The organism is Buchnera aphidicola (Macrosiphoniella sanborni) (assembly GCF_005080885.1).
Taxonomy (GTDB): Bacteria; Pseudomonadota; Gammaproteobacteria; order Enterobacterales; family Enterobacteriaceae; genus Buchnera; species Buchnera aphidicola_AU.
In genome coordinates this window covers 254188-271230 of record NZ_CP034864.1, presented here as the reverse complement: position 1 = coordinate 271230, position 17043 = coordinate 254188, and the positions used below count along the sequence as shown (strand labels likewise).

The following is a 17043-nucleotide window of genomic DNA, read 5'->3' as shown; positions in this document are numbered from 1 at the left end:
GTGTTCATTGTGTTCATTGTGTATTGTTTTTTCTTTTTTATTTATCATAAAAGTATCCTTTTAATTTAACATGTAACAATTTTTATTGTTAAAAATAAAAATATAGAAAAAATTTAGGAAATATGATATTTTTTAAGATATTAACTTGATTTTATATTTTTGAAATAATCGGAGGGACATAAGATATTGACATATCCCATGGTTGTTCAATCCATATATTTTGAGGAATGTCTATAATATAATCGTCAACTAATAGTCGGCCCATAGGTTTTGCAAAAATAGTTACAAAATACGCTTTTGGATATAAATTACGAATAATTTTTGCTGTTCCACCAGTATCTGCTAAATCATCTATCACAATAATTTTTTCTCCATTACCTTCAGCTTGTTTAATTATTTTTCTTTTTTTCTTTAAACAATTATGATTGTAACTTTCAACACACACAGTATCAACATATCGAATGCCTAATTCTCTGGCTAATAAAGCCGATGGAACAAGACCTCCTCGACTTACGGCAATTATCCCATTATAAAAATTAATTTTTTCTAATAATCGAATAGCTAACTTTCTTGTATAGATTTGCAGCATATCCCAAGTGACAATATATTTCTCACTCATAAAAAGACATTCCGAAACTATAAAATAGCATTTATTAAAAAGTGGAAATTACTTAAAATAATGATAAAATTTTGATATGTTTATAAAAATATATCAAATGATTACGGATTAATTTTCATTTCTTTTTCAATAATTAATATTAATATATGAATAATTTTAATATGCATTTCTTGTATTCGATCTGCATAACCATAATAAGGAACACAAATATCTATATCAGATAATTTATTTATTTTTCCACCGTTATTACCTGTTAAAGTAATTACTTTTATTTTTCTTTTTTTAGCTTCTATTATTGCTTTAATAACGTTTGTAGAGTTTCCAGAGGTTGAAATGGCTAGTAATACATCACCTTCACATCCAATACTTTCTATATATCGTGAAAATATTTGATCATATCCAAAATCATTTCCTACTGCAGAAATATAACTACTGTCTGAAATAGATATTGCAGGATATCCACATCTTTTTTCTCGATATACGCTTGTTAACTCTTCTGAAAAATGTAATGAATCACAGTGAGAACCTCCGTTTCCACAAGATATTACTTTTTTACCATTTTTAAATGCATGAGAAATTAAAATAGCTGATTTTTGAATATTATTTATTTGATTATCATCTTTTAAAAATGTTTTTAAAACTTTTAAAGCTGAATTTAATTCAGAAAAAATTATTTTTTTATACATAATTTATTTTTAGTTTATTTTTAAAATCATTTTAATTATCAAACTTTATATTCGGTGCGGACGGGGTTCGAACCCGTGACCCCCGGCGTGACAGGCCGGTATTCTAACCAACTGAACTACCGCACCTAGTAATTATTATTTATATTGTACATATTTAAAAAAAATCAGTCAATAATCTTTTTTGTATTTATAAAAAAAAATATTTCCATAAGCACAAATTTTTATTTTGCATATGTTTCAAATATTTTATATGTAAATCAATTTCTTGTTTTTTAGCATATAATATTTTTAAAGAAATATTATCAGGTCGAATAAATTTTTTAAATGTTTGAGATATTTTTTGATTATTAACTATACCATCAAAACACATAGACTCTTGACCACCTGTCATTAAAAGATATAATTTACCTAACAGGTAAGCATCTACTATAGCACTATGTAGATTTCGATGAGATTTATTAATTTTATATCTTGTACATAATGCATCTAATGTATTTTTTTTTCCAGGAAACAATTTTCTAGCAATTTTTAATGTATCAACTATAGAACATAATGTATCAATTTTTTGAATATTTTGATTTAATATTTTTAATTCTTGATTTATAAAACCTACATCAAATGGAGCATTATGAATGACTAATATAGAATTTTTAATATATTTTAAAAATTTATCAACAATATCTTTAAAAAAAGGTTTATCTTTTAAAAAATTATTAGTAATACCATGAACTTTTAATGCTTCAGATTCAATTTGTCTATCTGGTTGGATATAAACATGAAAATTATTTCCCGTAAAGCGACGATTAATAATTTCTACAGCCCCAATCTCTATAATTCTATGATTAATATGAGGAAGATTTATTTTATTTATACCTGTTGTCTCTGTATCTAATATAATAATTCTTTTTGTATTCATATTTTTTTTTATTGTTGAAGTTTTAAAGATAATTTAATAATTTCGGAATAACTATATTATGTTAAAAATAGTTAAAATGTTTACAGATGGTTCTTGTTTAGGAAATCCTGGAGCAGGTGGATATGCTGTAATATTACGTTATAAATTAAATGAAAAAATTCTAACTCGAGGATTTTATTTAACTACAAATAATCGTATGGAATTAATGGCCGTTATATCAGGATTAGAAATTCTTAAACAACCCTGTTTTGTAAAAATTACAACAGATAGTTTATATGTAAAAAAAGGTGTTATTGATTGGATGCCAACATGGAAAAAACAAAAATGGAAAACTAGCAAAAAAACAAGTGTGAAAAATATAGATTTATGGTTACGAATTAATAATGCCTTAAAAAGACATTCAGTAGAATGGTTTTGGATTAAAGCTCATGTTGGTCATTGGGAAAATGAAAGATGTGATTTAATAGCACGAAAATCTGCTAAAAATCCTTCTATTAACGATAATTATTACGAAAATTATATCTTTTAAAAAATACTATTAATTAGTGAAGTTTAATTTCAATCAATTTATGAGAAAAATATGCTTTTTTTAAAAAAAATACCGGTATTACTTGATAACTATATATGGATTCTTGTAAACTCCAATAATTTTTGTATTATTATAGATCCTGGATGTGCGAATGAAATTATAAAAGAAATAGATCAAAAAAAATGGATTCCTCAAGCAATTTTATTGACTCATAATCATGCAGATCATGTATCAGGTGTTAAAAAAATTATTGAATATTATCCTAAAATAACTGTTTTTGGTCCTGATGAAACTAAACAAAATTATGTTGATAAAATCTTAAGACAGGGAGATAAGATTGTTATTTTGAATAGAATATTTTATATTTTTTTTACTCCTGGTCATACTTCAGGTCATATTTCTTATTATAGTCCTCCATATCTTTTTTGTGGAGATACTATTTTTTCTGGAGGATGCGGAAGTGTTCATAAAAATCAATATTTAGACATGTATTATTCTATACAATTTCTTTCACGCCTTCCTGATTATACAATTTTATGTTGTGCACACGAATATACTTTATTGAATTTAAAATTTTCTATGTTTATTTTACCACATGATAAAATAATTAGATTTTATTTTAAAAAAATTAAAAATTTATTAAATATAGGCAAATCTAGTTTGCCATCTTATTTAATATTTGAAAAAAAAATTAATTTATTTTTTAGGACAGATGAACATAATTTAAAAAAAAATATAGGTTTATCTAAAAATACTACTTCTTTTAAAGTTTTTATGAATTTACGTATGAAAAAAGATATTTTTGGAGCTAAGCGGGATTGAACCGCTGACCTCCTGCGTGCAAGGCAGGCGCTCTCCCAGCTGAGCTATAGCCCCAGATAATATTATATGGTAGGCCTGAGTGGAATTGAACCACCGACCTCACCCTTATCAGGGGTGCGCTCTAACCATCTGAGCTACAAGCCTGCTAATGTTTTATTAGATAATTTGTGTGGGCACTTTCAAAAAAGTATATATTTTTAAGGAGGTGATCCAACCGCAGGTTCCCCTACGGTTACCTTGTTACGACTTCACCCCAGTCATGAATCACAAAGTGGTAGGCGCCTTCCTTTTAACAGGTTAGGATACCTGCTTCTTTTGCAACCCACTCCCATGGTGTGACGGGCGGTGTGTACAAGGCCCGGGAACGTATTCACCGTGGCATTCTGATCCACGATTACTAGCGATTCCGACTTCGTGGAGTCGAGTTGCAGACTCCAGTCCGGACTACGATTTACTTTATGAGGTTTGCTTATCTTTACAGAGTTGCTTCTCTTTGTATAAACCATTGTAGCACGTGTGTAGCCCTGGTCGTAAGGGCCATGATGACTTGACGTCGTCCCCACCTTCCTCCGGTTTATAACCGGCAGTCTCCTCTGAGTTCCCGGCCAAACCGCTGGCAACAGAGGATAAGGGTTGCGCTCGTTGCGGGACTTAACCCAACATTTCACAACACGAGCTGACGACAGCCATGCAGCACCTGTCTCACAGTTCCCGAAGGCACTTTTTTATTTCTAAAAAATTCTGTGGATGTCAAGACCAGGTAAGGTTTTTCGCGTTGCATCGAATTAAACCACATGCTCCACCGCTTGTGCGGGCCCCCGTCAATTCATTTGAGTTTTAGCCTTGCGGCCGTACTCCCCAGGCGGTCGACTTAATGCGTTAGCTTCGGAAGTCACTTCTCTTGGAAACAACCTCCAAGTCGACATCGTTTACGGCATGGACTACCAGGGTATCTAATCCTGTTTGCTCCCCACGCTTTCGCACCTCAGTGTCAGTATTCGTTTAGGAGGCCGCTTTCGCCACAGGTATTCCTCCAGATATCTACGCATTTCACCGCTACACCTAGAATTCTACCTCCCTCTACGATACTCTAGTTTTTCAGTTTCAAATGCAGTTCCTAGGTTAAGCCTAGGGATTTCACATCTGACTTAAAAAACCACCTACGAGCTCTTTACGCCCAGTAATTCTGATTAACGCTTGCACCCTCCGTATTACCGCGGCTGCTGGCACGGAGTTAGCCGGTGCTTCTTCTTCAGGTAACGTCACGAAATAAAATTATTAGTTTTATTTTTTTCCTCCCTGCTGAAAGTACTTTACAACCCTAAGGCCTTCTTCATACACGCGGCATAGCTGCATCAGGCTTTCGCCCATTGTGCAATATTCCCCACTGCTGCCTCCCGTAGGAGTCTGGACCGTGTCTCAGTTCCAGTGTGGCTGGTTATCCTCTCAGACCAGCTAGAGATCGTCGCCTTGGTAGGCTATTACCCTACCAACAAGCTAATCTCGTCTGGGTTCATCCAGAAGCATGAGGCCTTTTATTTAAAAAAGGTCCCCCACTTTAGTTTTTCAACATTATGCGGTATTAGCTACCATTTCTAGTAGTTATCCCCCTCTTCTGGGCAGATCCCCAGATATTACTCACCCGTTTGCCGCTTGCCGACAAGAAAGCAAGCTTTCTTTCGCTGCCGCTCGACTTGCATGTGTTAGGCTTGCCGCCAGCGTTCAATCTGAGCCATGATCAAACTCTTCAATTGAAAATCTTTTCTTAAAGAAAAATCTTTAAGAAATTTTTTAAATAACAAAAATAAATTTTGTACTTAATTGTCTGTGCCCACACAGATTATCTAATATATTTTTAAAGAGCGTTTTAAAATTTTTATATCAAAGCTACAGGTTAAGAGATTACATTTTTTTTATTATATTGTCAACTCTTTTATACAAAATTTTTAATTTTTATTTTTCTTGAAATATTCTTTATAAATTTAGTATAAAATAAAAATATAAATTTATTTAAAATTTTAAATATATCTAAAAAACATACATAATATCTTACATTAAGATTAGATCTTTAATGCAATAAATTTGTATAAAACTATCTTCCATTCTTTTAAAAGGTATTTCAAAATATAATCTTATAAAGGTTTTTAAAATGAATGTAAAATATATAATAAAAAAAGATATCGAAAATGCTTTGATTCATATTGGTTATATAAATAATTGTAAACCTATCATTATACCTAATAAACAAATAAAACGCGGTCATTATCAACTTAACAATTTAATAAAAATAGCTAATATATTAAAATTAGATGTATATGAATTATCTCAAAAAATTATATTAAATATTAACAAAAAAAATATTTATAAAGAAATGACATTTTCTAAACCAGGTTTTATTAATATATTTCTTCGTCGTCACTGGATTTCTAAACAATTAGAAAAAATTTTTATTTCGTCTCGTCTAGGTATTAATCGCGTAATTTCAAAAAATATTGTCATAGATTATTCTTCACCAAATATTGCAAAAGAGATGCATATTGGTCATTTGAGATCTACAATAATTGGAGATGTGACAGCAAGAGTATTAGATTTTTTAGGTCATAATGTCATTCGAGCGAATCATATTGGTGATTGGGGTACTCAATTCGGCATGTTAATTGCATATTTAGAAAAAAAAAATCTGTTCTATAATTGCAACTTATCTCTTAAAAAATTAGAAAAATATTATTGTGAAGCAAAAAAAACATATGATACTAATCAATTATTTGCAGAAAAATCTAGAAAATATGTAGTAAAACTACAAAATGGAGATAAACATTGTTGTTCTATCTGGAAAAAAATTGTATCAATTACAATGATCGAAAATTATAAGATATATAAAAGATTAAATGTCACTTTAAAAAATATTCATACTGTCGGAGAAAGTTTATATAATAAAATGCTACCTAATATTGTTAAAGATCTTAAAAAGAAAAAAATAGCTATTGAAAAAAATGGAGCAACTATAGTTTTTCTAGAAGAATTCAAAAACCGATCTGGAGAATCTATGGGTGTTGTCATACAGAAAAAAGATAAAGGATTTTTATATTCTACTACTGATATTGCATGTTTTAAATATAGATATGAAAAATTATGTGCTGATCGTATTATATATTATACTGACGCTCGTCAAAGTCAACATTTAATACAAGCATGGATAATTGCAAAAAAGGCTAATTATATACCTAAAAATTTATTATTAGAACATCATATGTTTGGAATGATGTTAGCAAAAAATAAACGTCCTTTTAAAACTCGAGATGGTAATACTATTAAACTTGCAGAACTTTTAGATGAATCTATAGAAAGAGCTATATTTTTAATTAAAAAGAAACAACCTAATATATCTAAAAAAAAATTAATTCCACTAGCAAAAATTATAGGCGTTAGTTCAGTAAAATATTTTGATTTATCAAAAAATAGACATACTAATTATATTTTCAATTGGGATGAAATGTTAAGTTTTGAAGGAAATACAGCGCCATACATACAATATGCTTATACCAGAATTTCTTCTATTATAAAAAAATCTATTATTCCTATTCACCAGCTGAAAGGAAAAATTATTTTACAACAAGAAATTGAAATTATTTTAGCTTTAAAAATATTAGAATTTGAAGAAATAATTATATTAATTTCTGAAAAAGGTACACCTCATCTCTTATGTAAATATCTTTATCAACTTGCAACAATCTTTTCTCATTTTTATGAAAACTATTCTATATTATTTTCAAAAAAAATTAAAATTTATAAAAGCAGATTGAAATTATCTATTTTAACAGCAAAAACATTAAAGAAAGGACTCAATATATTAGGTATAAAAATAGTTAAAAAAATGTAAAAATATCATTATTATAAAACAGTAAGGTGAGGAAATAATGTAGTACTAAAATGCACTACTTACCACCACACCCATCTGCATAAAAAAAATAACTATATTTTATTAAGCACCTATAACATTTGTCATTTTTATTTTGTTTACATCTATTATTTCAAATTGAGATAAAACAGTTAATTCTGGAAAGCTGTGTCGTAAAAATTTTGATAAAAAATATCTTAAAGGATGACTAACTAATAATACAAGAGGAGAACCTATTAAGAGTTGTTTCTTTATAGCTTCTTTTGTTTTTATTAGTAAATTTTCAGATAAAGTAGGTTCTAGATTATCTGTACCTGATGATTTCATACTATTTAATAATAATTTTTCTAAATTTGATTCTAGCCCCATTACTTCAATAATATCTTTTTTATTAAACAGCTTTTGTATAATAATTTTTCTTAATGCTATTCGAACAATACTAGTTAATTCATTTGGATTTTTTTGCATATCTGCATGTTCTGATAATGTTTCTAAAATAGTTCTCATATCACGTATTGGAACATTTTCTAATAATAAATTTTTCAGAACTTTATGTAAGATAGTTAAATTAATTATATTAGGAACTAAATCTTCAGTCAACTTTGGCATTTCTTTACTAATATAATCTAATAATTGTTGAGCTTCCTGACGACCAAATAATTCATCAATATGATTAGAAATTAAAAAGTTTAAATGCGTAGAAATTAAAACACTAGATTCTATAACAGAATAACCTTTTTTTTGTGCTTCATTTTTAAATGATTCATCAATCCAATAACCAGATAAACCAAAAGTAGGTTCATATACTTTTTCAAACGGTAAAGATTCTGTTTCTCTACCTGAATTAATAGCCATATAACGACCATAAAAACATTTTCCTTGGCCTACTTCTACGCCTTTAATAAATATACGATAAGTATTGCCTGATAAATTCATATTATTTTTAATATGTACTAATGGAGGTAAAAAACCAATTTCTTGAGCAATTTTTTTACGTACTATACGAATTCGATCTAACAAATTACTTTTTTGATTTACATCAACCATCGGTGTAAGTTTATAACCAATTTCTATTTTAAGCGGATCTTCCAATTCCACATCATTCCATGATGCTTCTGCAATAGAATCATGTATTAATTTATATTTTGTGTTGGAATCTAAAAAATCACTTTCTAAACTATATTTTTTTTCATATAACCACCAAGAAAGAATCAATAATAAAACTGTGAATACTAGGAATATCATATTTGGCATTCCAGGAACTAAACCAAGAGTACCTAAAACCATCGCACTTAATAAAATAACTTGAGGATTATAAAATAATTGACTCACCATTTGCTCGCCAACATTCTGATTGCTACTGACTCGTGTTACAATTACACCAGCTGCAGTGGAAATTACTAAAGCAGGAATTTGGGCAACTAAACCATCACCAATAGTTAATAATGTATAAACTTCTATAGCTTTATCCAACAACATATTATGTTGTATTAAACCAATAATTAAACCTCCAAATATATTAATAATCATAATTAAAATACCAGCAATAGCATCTCCACGTACAAATTTACTAGCACCATCCATAGAACCATAAAAATCAGCTTCCTGTGTTATTTTGATTCGACGTTTTTTAGCTTGTTCTTCACCAATCAAACCTGCATTTAAATCAGCATCAATGGCCATTTGTTTACCAGGCATTGCATCTAATATAAATCGCGCACCAACTTCAGCAATACGACTAGCTCCCTTAGTAATGACAATAAAATTAATAATAACTAATATTATAAATACTACTATACCAATAGCAAAATTCCCACCTACTAAAAAATGACCAAAAGATTCAATTACTCTTCCTGCTGAATTGGTCCCCATATGACCCTTTAAAAAAATAATACGAGTAGAAGCTACATTTAAGGCTAAACGCAATAATGTAGAAAACAATAAAATTGTTGGAAATGCAATAAAATCTAATGTTTTACGTGTAAACATAGATACAAGTAAAATAATTATAGATAATGCAATATTAAAAGTAAAAAAAATATCTAAAAAAAAAGGCGCTAATGGTACAACCATCATTGATAAAATCATTAAGATAAGTATTGGACCAGCAAATATTTGCCATTCAATAGTTTTTAAGTGTTTAAAAATACGAAAAAAAGAAGCAAAATTAATCATGATTATTATAATCTCCTGTCATATTTAATTCTGATGGAATCAATATATTATTAGGTTTTTCAGGAAAGACACCACCTTCTTTTTTCCATTTTCGTACTTTCCAAACCCATGCTAAAACTTCTGCCACAGCTTTGTAAAGAGCACCAGGAATATATTGTCCTATTTCGGAATAACGGTATAATGAACGAGCTAACAATGGTGAAGAAATTATAGAAATATTATGTTTTAAAGCTATATTTTTTATTTTTATAGCCATTTCACCTACACCTTTAGCTATAACTTTAGGTGCATTCATTTTTTTTTCATCATATTGAAGAGCAACAGAATAATGTATAGGATTAGTTATGATTACATCTGCTTTAGGGATATTTTTTATCATTCTTCTACGAATTACAGCTTTCATTTCTCGCCGAATCCGCATTTTTATATTTGGATGTCCTTCTTGTTCTTTAGATTCTTCTTTTATTTCTCCACGAGTCATTTTTAATGTTTTGTAATAATTAAATTCTTGCCACAAAATATCAAATATAACCATTGGTATTACACCTAATATAATTAAAAAATAACAAGTACCAATAATATTAAAACCGTCTAATACAGCAGATAAATAATTTTGATAAATTAAAAATAATATTTTAGAAAATGATAACCATAAGTACCATAAAGATATAATAATAACTAAAAACAATTTAAGTAAAACTTTAAGAAATTCTCTAAATGTTTGAGAAGAAAAAATTCTTTTTAAACCACTTCCAGGATGTAATTTTTTTAAATCAAATTTTAATGATTTAATATTAAATTTAATTCCACTAAATATTACTTGAGGTATAAGAATTACAATAAGTAAAGAAATAAAAAACAGCAAAAAAATAAAAAATATTTTTTCTAAAGATAAAAATATTTTTAATAAAATATTATAATTAAATAATGTATCTCTATTAAAATTAAAACTATCTATAATAATTCGACTAAAATTAAATACAATAACGTCTCTAAACCACCATACATTTAAAAATCCAACTAATAAAATTAAAAAAGAATTTAATTCTCTAGAATATTTTGTTTTACCTTTTTTTTGAATTTTTTTAATATGATGCTCTGTAGGATTTTCTGTTTTTTCTTCATGTATATTATGATTCATTTCTCAATACTTTTGACCAATATATGATATATAAAAATTTTATTAAACCTCTGTATGAAAAAAAAAACAAGTGAATTTTATTAATGATATAATATACTAATACATAGTAATACAAGAAATCTAAATTTTAGTAATACAAAAAATCTAAATTTGGTTTTTTAAACTTAATTAATACATACATTTAAAAAAATATATTTAAATAAAATATTTCATAAAAAATTAATTTTTTATTTTTACAAAATCATATATATTAATTATATCTAACTTTTTTATACACTTATATATCATACAAACTATCATGTAAAAATTATCATATAATATATCAATGTTTCATGAAAAAATTTTTATGAATGAGAATTTAACATATGCTTACTAGCCAATATTTATTACTAACTTTAAAAAATATACCTTATGAAGCAAAAATTATTAGTCATCAACTAATGTTAAAAAGTGGAATAATTAGGAAAACATCTTCAGGTTTTTACATATGGTTACCTACAGGCATTAGAATACTAAAAAAAATTAAAAACATTATCAGACAAGAAATGAAAAATATCAATGCTTTAGAAATATCCATGCCTATAATACAATCTCAAAAATTATGGAAAAATAGTGGACGATTCAATATATACGGAGAAGAATTATTTAAATTGTCTGATCGTCATAAAAATCAATTTATTTTAGGACCTACTCATGAAGAAATGATCACAAATTTTATTGGTTCTGAAATTTATTCATATAAAGAATTACCAGTAATTGTATATCAAATACAAAATAAATTTCGAGATGAAATACGACCACGTTTCGGGATAATTAGAACACGTGAATTTACTATGAAAGATGCATATTCTTTTCATTATAAAAAAGATTGTTTAGAAAATACTTATAATAAATTTTACATAGCTTATGTGAAAATTTTTAAAAAAATACAATTAGATTTTTGTGTCGTTAAAGCTGATTCTGGTTCTATGGGAGGAAATTTATCGCATGAATTTCAAGCTTTTTCTAAAAATGGAGAAGATGAAATCGTTTTCTCTAATAATCGATCATATTCCTCAAATATGAATATGGCACAATCTATGGAAACAATAAACTTTTTTAAAAACAAAAAAAAATATAAATTAGAATCTAATCACTTAGAAAAGAAAAAATCTATTATCTCTTCACAAGAGATTTGTATTCCATTAAAAAATCAAATTAAAACTATTTTAGTTTATACAAATAATCAAAATATTAGATCAGTTACTGCATTACTCATACGTGGTGATCATGAATTAAATTTATTTAAAATAGATAAAATTAATATATCAGATACGCCTGTCATCTTACTAAACGAAAAAGAAGTTTTTTCGTTAACAGGAGTTAGCCAAAAATTCTTAGGACCTTTAGGTTTGAATATGCCTATTATTGCAGACGTATCTGTATATAATATGAAAAATTTTACTATTGGTGCAAATAATAAGAATCATTTTTTCATTAATGTCAATTGGAATGTTGATTTGCGTGTTCCTATTATAAAAGATATTAGAAAAGTGACAGAAAAAGATTTAAGTCCTGATGGTTTAGGATATTTAAATATCAAAAAAAGTATTGAAATTGGACATATATTTCAAATTGGTCAAAAATATTCTAAAATAATGAATACATTTATTAAAACAAAAAATGGTAATAAAAAAAATTATTATATGGGATGTTACGGAATTGGAATTAACCGTATTGTAGCAGCTGTTATTGAACAAAATCATGACGAAAATGGTATTGTTTGGCCTATTTCTATAGCACCATTTGAAGTGGTTATTTTACCTATCAATATGTATAAATCTAATAAAATAAAAGAAATAGCATATCTTCTATATCAAAATTTAAAGAAAAAAGAAATAGATGTTATCTTAGATGATCGCAATATACGACCAGGTGTTATGTTCAATGAAATGGATTTAATGGGTATCCCGCATCAAATTATTATCAGTCAAAATTTAATCAATAATGATAATATTGAATATTGTGAAAGAAAAAATAAAAAAAATATTTTAATAAAAATCAATGATATAGTAGATTATATTAATCAAAAAATAAAAAAAAAATATTCTTAAAATAATTTATTACTAAAAATATATAAATTTTTAATAAAAATTTATTCGATACTCATTTCATACATATGTTAATATTTATTTATATTTTTAATTTTTATTTACATTTTATTATTTATTTACTCAAAATTAATTATATTGAATTATATTCTAATACTATTTGTTTAGCCCCTAAAATTAGTTGTAATTTATATAAAAAATCATCAGTAATTTTTACTGACCATTTTTTATGTAATTCTAAATTTAATAATGTACTTTTGTTATAATAAGAAATAAAAATAGGAATATTTCCTTTTTTTTGTTGATTTAAACATTCACATAACTTATTTAGAGAGAAAGTATCTATTTTTTCTTTATTTAATATAATATTTAATTTTTTTATATATTTTTCTCTCATTTCATCTAAATCAATCAAATTATAAGCTGTCATCTTAAATTTTTTATATACACATTTCACATTAAAAATACCATGGACAAATAAAATATTATTTAATTTTAATAAAGATTCATGTGAATTCAATAAATCTGTAAAAATTAATACTTCTAAACGACTGGTATTATCATCTAATATTACAATAGCTATACGATTTTTATTTTTTGTAATTTTAAATTTAATAGACACTATTATTCCAACAACTAAAATTTTTTTATTATTTTTAATAAATTTTAAATCAGATAATGTTAAATCATTAACATAGTTTTTTAATTCTTCTATGTAATAATTAATAGGATGACCAGTAAGATAAAAACCTAAGACTTGATATTCATTTTCTAACTGGTCTTTTTCAGAAAAATTATTTTCAACAAAATTATTTTCTTTTACTTGATCTAACTCATCTTTGAAAACACCAAATAGACTATCTTGCTTAAAATGTTTAATTCTTAAAGATTCTTTTGAAGCTTTTATAGCATCATTAATTGATTGTAATAAATAATTACGATTTTTATTTATACAATCAAAACTTCCAGACATAATTAATTTTTCTAATACTCTACGAGAAAATTTATTAAAATCTATGCGCATACAAAAATCAAACAAATCTTGAAATGTACCATTTTTTTTACGCTCTTGAACAATATCTTTCGCTGAATTCTCTCCTATACCTTTAATAGCTCCAAGTCCATATACTATACTATTTTCATCATTAACATAAAATTCATAATTACTTAAATTAATATTTGGCGGTATAATATTCAATTTCATGTTAATAGCTTCATTAATCAAAACAACAATTTTTTCTGTGTTATCTATATCAGATGTCATAGCCGCAGCCATAAATTCAGAAGGATAATGTGTTTTTAACCACAATGTTTGATATGACACTAAAGCATAAGCTACAGAATGAGATTTATTAAATCCATAACCTGCAAATTTTTCTAATAAATCAAAAATCTTTCTTGATAGTTTTTTACTAATACCATTTTTAAATGCTCCTGCTTCAAATATCACTCTTTGTTTCGACATATCTTTTAAATTTTTTTTACTCATTGCTCGTCTTAAAATATCTGCACTACCTAATGTGTAACCAGCTAATACTTGTGCTATTTTCATAACTTGTTCTTGATATAATATAATACCATATGTTGATTCTAATATAGGTTTTAATAATTCGTGTTGCCATTGATGATCAGGATAAGAAATTTTTTCTCGTCCATGTTTTCGATTAATAAAATTATCAACCATACCTGATTGTAAAGGACCTGGTCTAAAAAGAGCTACTAATGCAATGATATCTTCAAAACAATCTGGTTGTAATCTTTTGATTAAATCTTTCATCCCATAAGATTCTAATTGAAAGATACCAGTAGTTTCAGAATTTTTTAATAACTCAAAACATTTAGTTTCATTTAAAGGAATAGCATTAATATTAATTTTTTGTTGTTTATTAATTTTTTTTTTAATATTAATCATTTCCACTGCATGATTAATAATAGTTAATGTACGTAAACCAAGAAAATCAAATTTAACTAATCCTATATATTCTATATCATTTTTATCAAATTGTGTGACTGGATTATTTCCTTTTTCATCGCAATATAAAGGACAAAAATCGGTAATTTTAGTAGGTGAAATAACTACTCCTCCTGCATGTTTACCAACATTTCTATTTACACCTTCAAGTTTTTTAGAAAAATTAATTAAATTTTTTACATCTTCATTATTTTTATAAAGGTTAGATAATTCTAATTCTTGAGAAAAAGCTTCATTTAAAGTAATACCTGGATCCATAGGAATCAATTTAGATAATTTATTAAGAAAACCATAAGGATATCCTAAAACTCTACCGACATCTCGAATCACAGCTTTCGCTGTTAAAGTACCGAAAGTAATAATTTGTGCTACCGCATCTCTACCATATATCTCTGCAACATGATCAATTACTTTATCACGTTTTTCCATACAAAAATCGATATCAAAATCAGGTAATGAAACACGTTCTGGATTTAGAAATCTCTCAAATAAAAGATCAAAAGATAGTGGATCAATTTCAGTAATATTTAGTGCATATGCGACAAGAGAACCTGCTCCAGAACCTCTTCCAGGACCTACTGGGATATTATTATCTTTTGCCCATTGTATAAATTCCATAACAATTAAAAAATATCCCGGAAAACCCATTGTATTAATGACATTTAATTCCATGTCTAAACGTTTTTTATATTGATTATATATATTTTTATATTCTATTTTTTTAATATCATATAAAATATTTAAACGTTTTTTAATACCTTTATATGCCTTTTCAATTAAATAATTTTGAACACTTGTATGACCAGTAAAAAACTGTGGTAAAAAATATTTCCCAGAATTTATAAAAACATTACAGCGTTTCGCAATTTCTACACTATTAATTAACGCTTCTGGAAAATCTAAAAAAAGATCGCACATTTCTTGTGAACTTTTTAAGAATTGCTCATTACTATAATTATTTTGAATTTTTGAATATTTTAATGTTTCACCTTCATTAATAGCAATTCTAATTTTATGAATATAAAAATCTTCTTTATTTAAAAAACAAACATCATTAGTAGCAACAACAGGAATATCTGTAGAGATAGATAAATCTACTGCTAAATTTAAATATTTTTCTTCGTTCTCTCTTTTTGTACGACATAATTCTAAATAATAAGAATCAGGAAAATATCTTTGATAGAAAGATAAACAATGAGATATAAGCGATGATTTTCCCTGTATTAAAATTTTTCCAATTTCTCCTTGACAACCTCCTGAAAGTAATATTAATCCTTTATTAATTTCGGATAACCATTTTTTTTCAATAGTTACATTGTTGTTATCAACATATCCTTTTTGATATGCATGAGAAATCAACAAAATTAAATTTTTATATCCTTCTTGATTTGCAGCTAACAAAGTTAATCTAGTTAATTCATTCTTTATTAAATTAGAAAAAAAATTCACTGTAATACCAATAATAGGTTTTACACCTAGTTTATGAGCTATTTGATAAAATTTAATTACACCGTATAAATTATTATAATCAGTTATTGCAATAGCTGGCATATTTAAAGATACTGCTTTTTTTACTAAATCTTCAGGTTTTGATAACCCATTAATAATTGAATAATCACTATGTACATGTAAGTGAATAAATTTTGGTTCATTCATATATTATCCGAAATTAATATTTTTATAACAAACATTTTTTTGCAAATATAATTTTAGATTTACAAATTACTTTTTTATTAACTGTTGCAATATTTCTAAAAATTAAAAGATTTCTTTTAGATTGTAAAAGAGTAACTTCTATAATCATTTGATCTCCGGGAATAACTATTTCTTTAAAACGTGCATTATCTATTCCTACAAAATAATATAACTTATTAATTTTTAATTCTCCTGTGCTTTGATATATTAAAACACTTGCGGCTTGAACCATAGATTCAATAATCAAAACACCAGGAAAAATTGGTTCTTTACTAAAATGACCTTGAAAATATGGTTCATTGATAGTACAGTTTTTTATTGCTTTTAAATATTTAAATTTTTTGAAATTTAAAATTCGATCAATTAATAAAAAAGGATAACGATGAGGCAGAATTTTAAAAATTTTTTTAATATTTAAAGTATTAAATTTAATATTCAAATATAATTAACCTTATTTTGAATTATTTATTTATATAATATTAAATTAAATTGTTTATATT

The 17043-nt window shown here is 26.3% G+C and carries 11 protein-coding genes, 3 tRNA genes and 1 rRNA gene; 4 read left to right on the top strand and 11 right to left on the bottom strand.

Going from position 1 to position 17043, the window contains the following annotated elements:
- Nucleotides 1-151: 151 nt before the first annotated feature.
- The 4 genes from gpt to dnaQ all read right to left on the bottom strand — a co-directional run bounded on the left by gpt (nucleotide 152) and on the right by dnaQ (nucleotide 2221).
- The gene (gpt, locus tag D9V74_RS01180; protein ID WP_158362523.1) at nucleotides 152-619 is read right to left on the bottom strand and encodes a xanthine phosphoribosyltransferase; all 468 of its coding nucleotides are present in this window, start codon (nucleotides 617-619) and stop codon (nucleotides 152-154) included.
- Nucleotides 620-720: 101 nt separating this feature from the next.
- Nucleotides 721-1305 (bottom strand): D-sedoheptulose 7-phosphate isomerase, encoded by a 585-nt coding sequence (gene lpcA / locus D9V74_RS01175; RefSeq protein ID WP_158362521.1) that lies wholly within the window; start codon nucleotides 1303-1305, stop codon nucleotides 721-723.
- 52 nt (nucleotides 1306-1357) lie between these two features.
- A tRNA-Asp gene (locus D9V74_RS01170) sits at nucleotides 1358-1431 on the bottom strand.
- 61 nt (nucleotides 1432-1492) lie between these two features.
- On the bottom strand, nucleotides 1493-2221 hold the full coding sequence (gene dnaQ, locus D9V74_RS01165; RefSeq protein ID WP_158362519.1) for a DNA polymerase III subunit epsilon: 729 nt from the start codon (nucleotides 2219-2221) through the stop codon (nucleotides 1493-1495).
- A gap of 58 nt (nucleotides 2222-2279) precedes the next feature.
- Between dnaQ and rnhA the strand changes: the two genes are divergently transcribed.
- Nucleotides 2280-2750, top strand: a complete 471-nt coding sequence (gene rnhA / locus D9V74_RS01160; protein ID WP_158362518.1) for a ribonuclease HI — start codon at nucleotides 2280-2282, stop codon at nucleotides 2748-2750.
- Nucleotides 2751-2801: 51 nt separating this feature from the next.
- A complete protein-coding gene (gene gloB, locus D9V74_RS01155; protein ID WP_158362516.1) occupies nucleotides 2802-3572 on the top strand; it encodes a hydroxyacylglutathione hydrolase in 771 nt (256 codons plus the stop codon).
- Here the strand turns inward: gloB and D9V74_RS01150 are convergent.
- The 3 genes from D9V74_RS01150 to D9V74_RS01140 all read right to left on the bottom strand — a co-directional run bounded on the left by D9V74_RS01150 (nucleotide 3554) and on the right by D9V74_RS01140 (nucleotide 5326).
- Nucleotides 3554-3626 (bottom strand) — tRNA-Ala (locus D9V74_RS01150). The two genes, gloB and D9V74_RS01150, sit on opposite strands and share 19 nt — an antisense overlap.
- 13 nt (nucleotides 3627-3639) lie before the next feature.
- Nucleotides 3640-3716: transfer RNA gene (locus D9V74_RS01145), tRNA-Ile, on the bottom strand.
- 54 nt (nucleotides 3717-3770) lie between these two features.
- Nucleotides 3771-5326: ribosomal RNA gene (locus D9V74_RS01140) — 16S ribosomal RNA — on the bottom strand.
- A gap of 395 nt (nucleotides 5327-5721) precedes the next feature.
- On the opposite strand from D9V74_RS01140, the gene argS reads away from it, so the two are divergent.
- On the top strand, nucleotides 5722-7452 hold the full coding sequence (gene argS, locus D9V74_RS01135; protein WP_158362514.1) for an arginine--tRNA ligase: 1731 nt from the start codon (nucleotides 5722-5724) through the stop codon (nucleotides 7450-7452).
- A gap of 102 nt (nucleotides 7453-7554) precedes the next feature.
- Here argS and flhA read toward each other — a convergent pair whose 3' ends face one another.
- On the bottom strand, nucleotides 7555-9645 hold the full coding sequence (gene flhA, locus D9V74_RS01130; protein WP_158362512.1) for a flagellar biosynthesis protein FlhA: 2091 nt from the start codon (nucleotides 9643-9645) through the stop codon (nucleotides 7555-7557).
- Complete coding sequence (flhB, locus tag D9V74_RS01125) at nucleotides 9638-10786, bottom strand: flagellar biosynthesis protein FlhB (RefSeq protein WP_158362510.1); 1149 nt, start codon at nucleotides 10784-10786, stop codon at nucleotides 9638-9640. The genes flhA and flhB overlap by 8 nt, the downstream gene beginning before the upstream one ends.
- 365 nt (nucleotides 10787-11151) lie before the next feature.
- Between flhB and D9V74_RS01120 the strand changes: the two genes are divergently transcribed.
- A complete protein-coding gene (locus tag D9V74_RS01120) occupies nucleotides 11152-12879 on the top strand; it encodes a proline--tRNA ligase (protein WP_158362508.1) in 1728 nt (575 codons plus the stop codon).
- A gap of 130 nt (nucleotides 12880-13009) precedes the next feature.
- On the opposite strand, the gene dnaE is transcribed toward D9V74_RS01120, so the two are convergent.
- Nucleotides 13010-16504, bottom strand: coding sequence for a DNA polymerase III subunit alpha (gene dnaE / locus D9V74_RS01115; RefSeq protein WP_158362506.1), 3495 nt, complete (start codon nucleotides 16502-16504; stop codon nucleotides 13010-13012).
- Between the two features lie 22 nt (nucleotides 16505-16526).
- Entirely contained in the window at nucleotides 16527-16982 is a 456-nt protein-coding gene (fabZ, locus tag D9V74_RS01110; RefSeq protein ID WP_158362504.1) for a 3-hydroxyacyl-ACP dehydratase FabZ, read from the bottom strand.
- Between the last annotated feature and the right edge of the window lie 61 nt (nucleotides 16983-17043).

Bases quoted from the DNA above. Each gene is read 5' to 3' on its own strand.
- argS (WP_158362514.1), top strand. From the start codon at position 5,722: ATGAATGTAAAATATATAATAAAAAAAGATATCGAAAATGCTTTGATT.
- flhA (WP_158362512.1), bottom strand. From the start codon at position 9,645: ATGATTAATTTTGCTTCTTTTTTTCGTATTTTTAAACACTTAAAAACT.
- D9V74_RS01120 (WP_158362508.1), top strand. From the start codon at position 11,152: ATGCTTACTAGCCAATATTTATTACTAACTTTAAAAAATATACCTTAT.
- flhB (WP_158362510.1), bottom strand. From the start codon at position 10,786: ATGAATCATAATATACATGAAGAAAAAACAGAAAATCCTACAGAGCAT.
- dnaE (WP_158362506.1), bottom strand. From the start codon at position 16,504: ATGAATGAACCAAAATTTATTCACTTACATGTACATAGTGATTATTCA.
- lpcA (WP_158362521.1), bottom strand. From the start codon at position 1,305: ATGTATAAAAAAATAATTTTTTCTGAATTAAATTCAGCTTTAAAAGTT.
- gpt (WP_158362523.1), bottom strand. From the start codon at position 619: ATGAGTGAGAAATATATTGTCACTTGGGATATGCTGCAAATCTATACA.
- rnhA (WP_158362518.1), top strand. From the start codon at position 2,280: ATGTTAAAAATAGTTAAAATGTTTACAGATGGTTCTTGTTTAGGAAAT.
- dnaQ (WP_158362519.1), bottom strand. From the start codon at position 2,221: ATGAATACAAAAAGAATTATTATATTAGATACAGAGACAACAGGTATA.
- gloB (WP_158362516.1), top strand. From the start codon at position 2,802: ATGCTTTTTTTAAAAAAAATACCGGTATTACTTGATAACTATATATGG.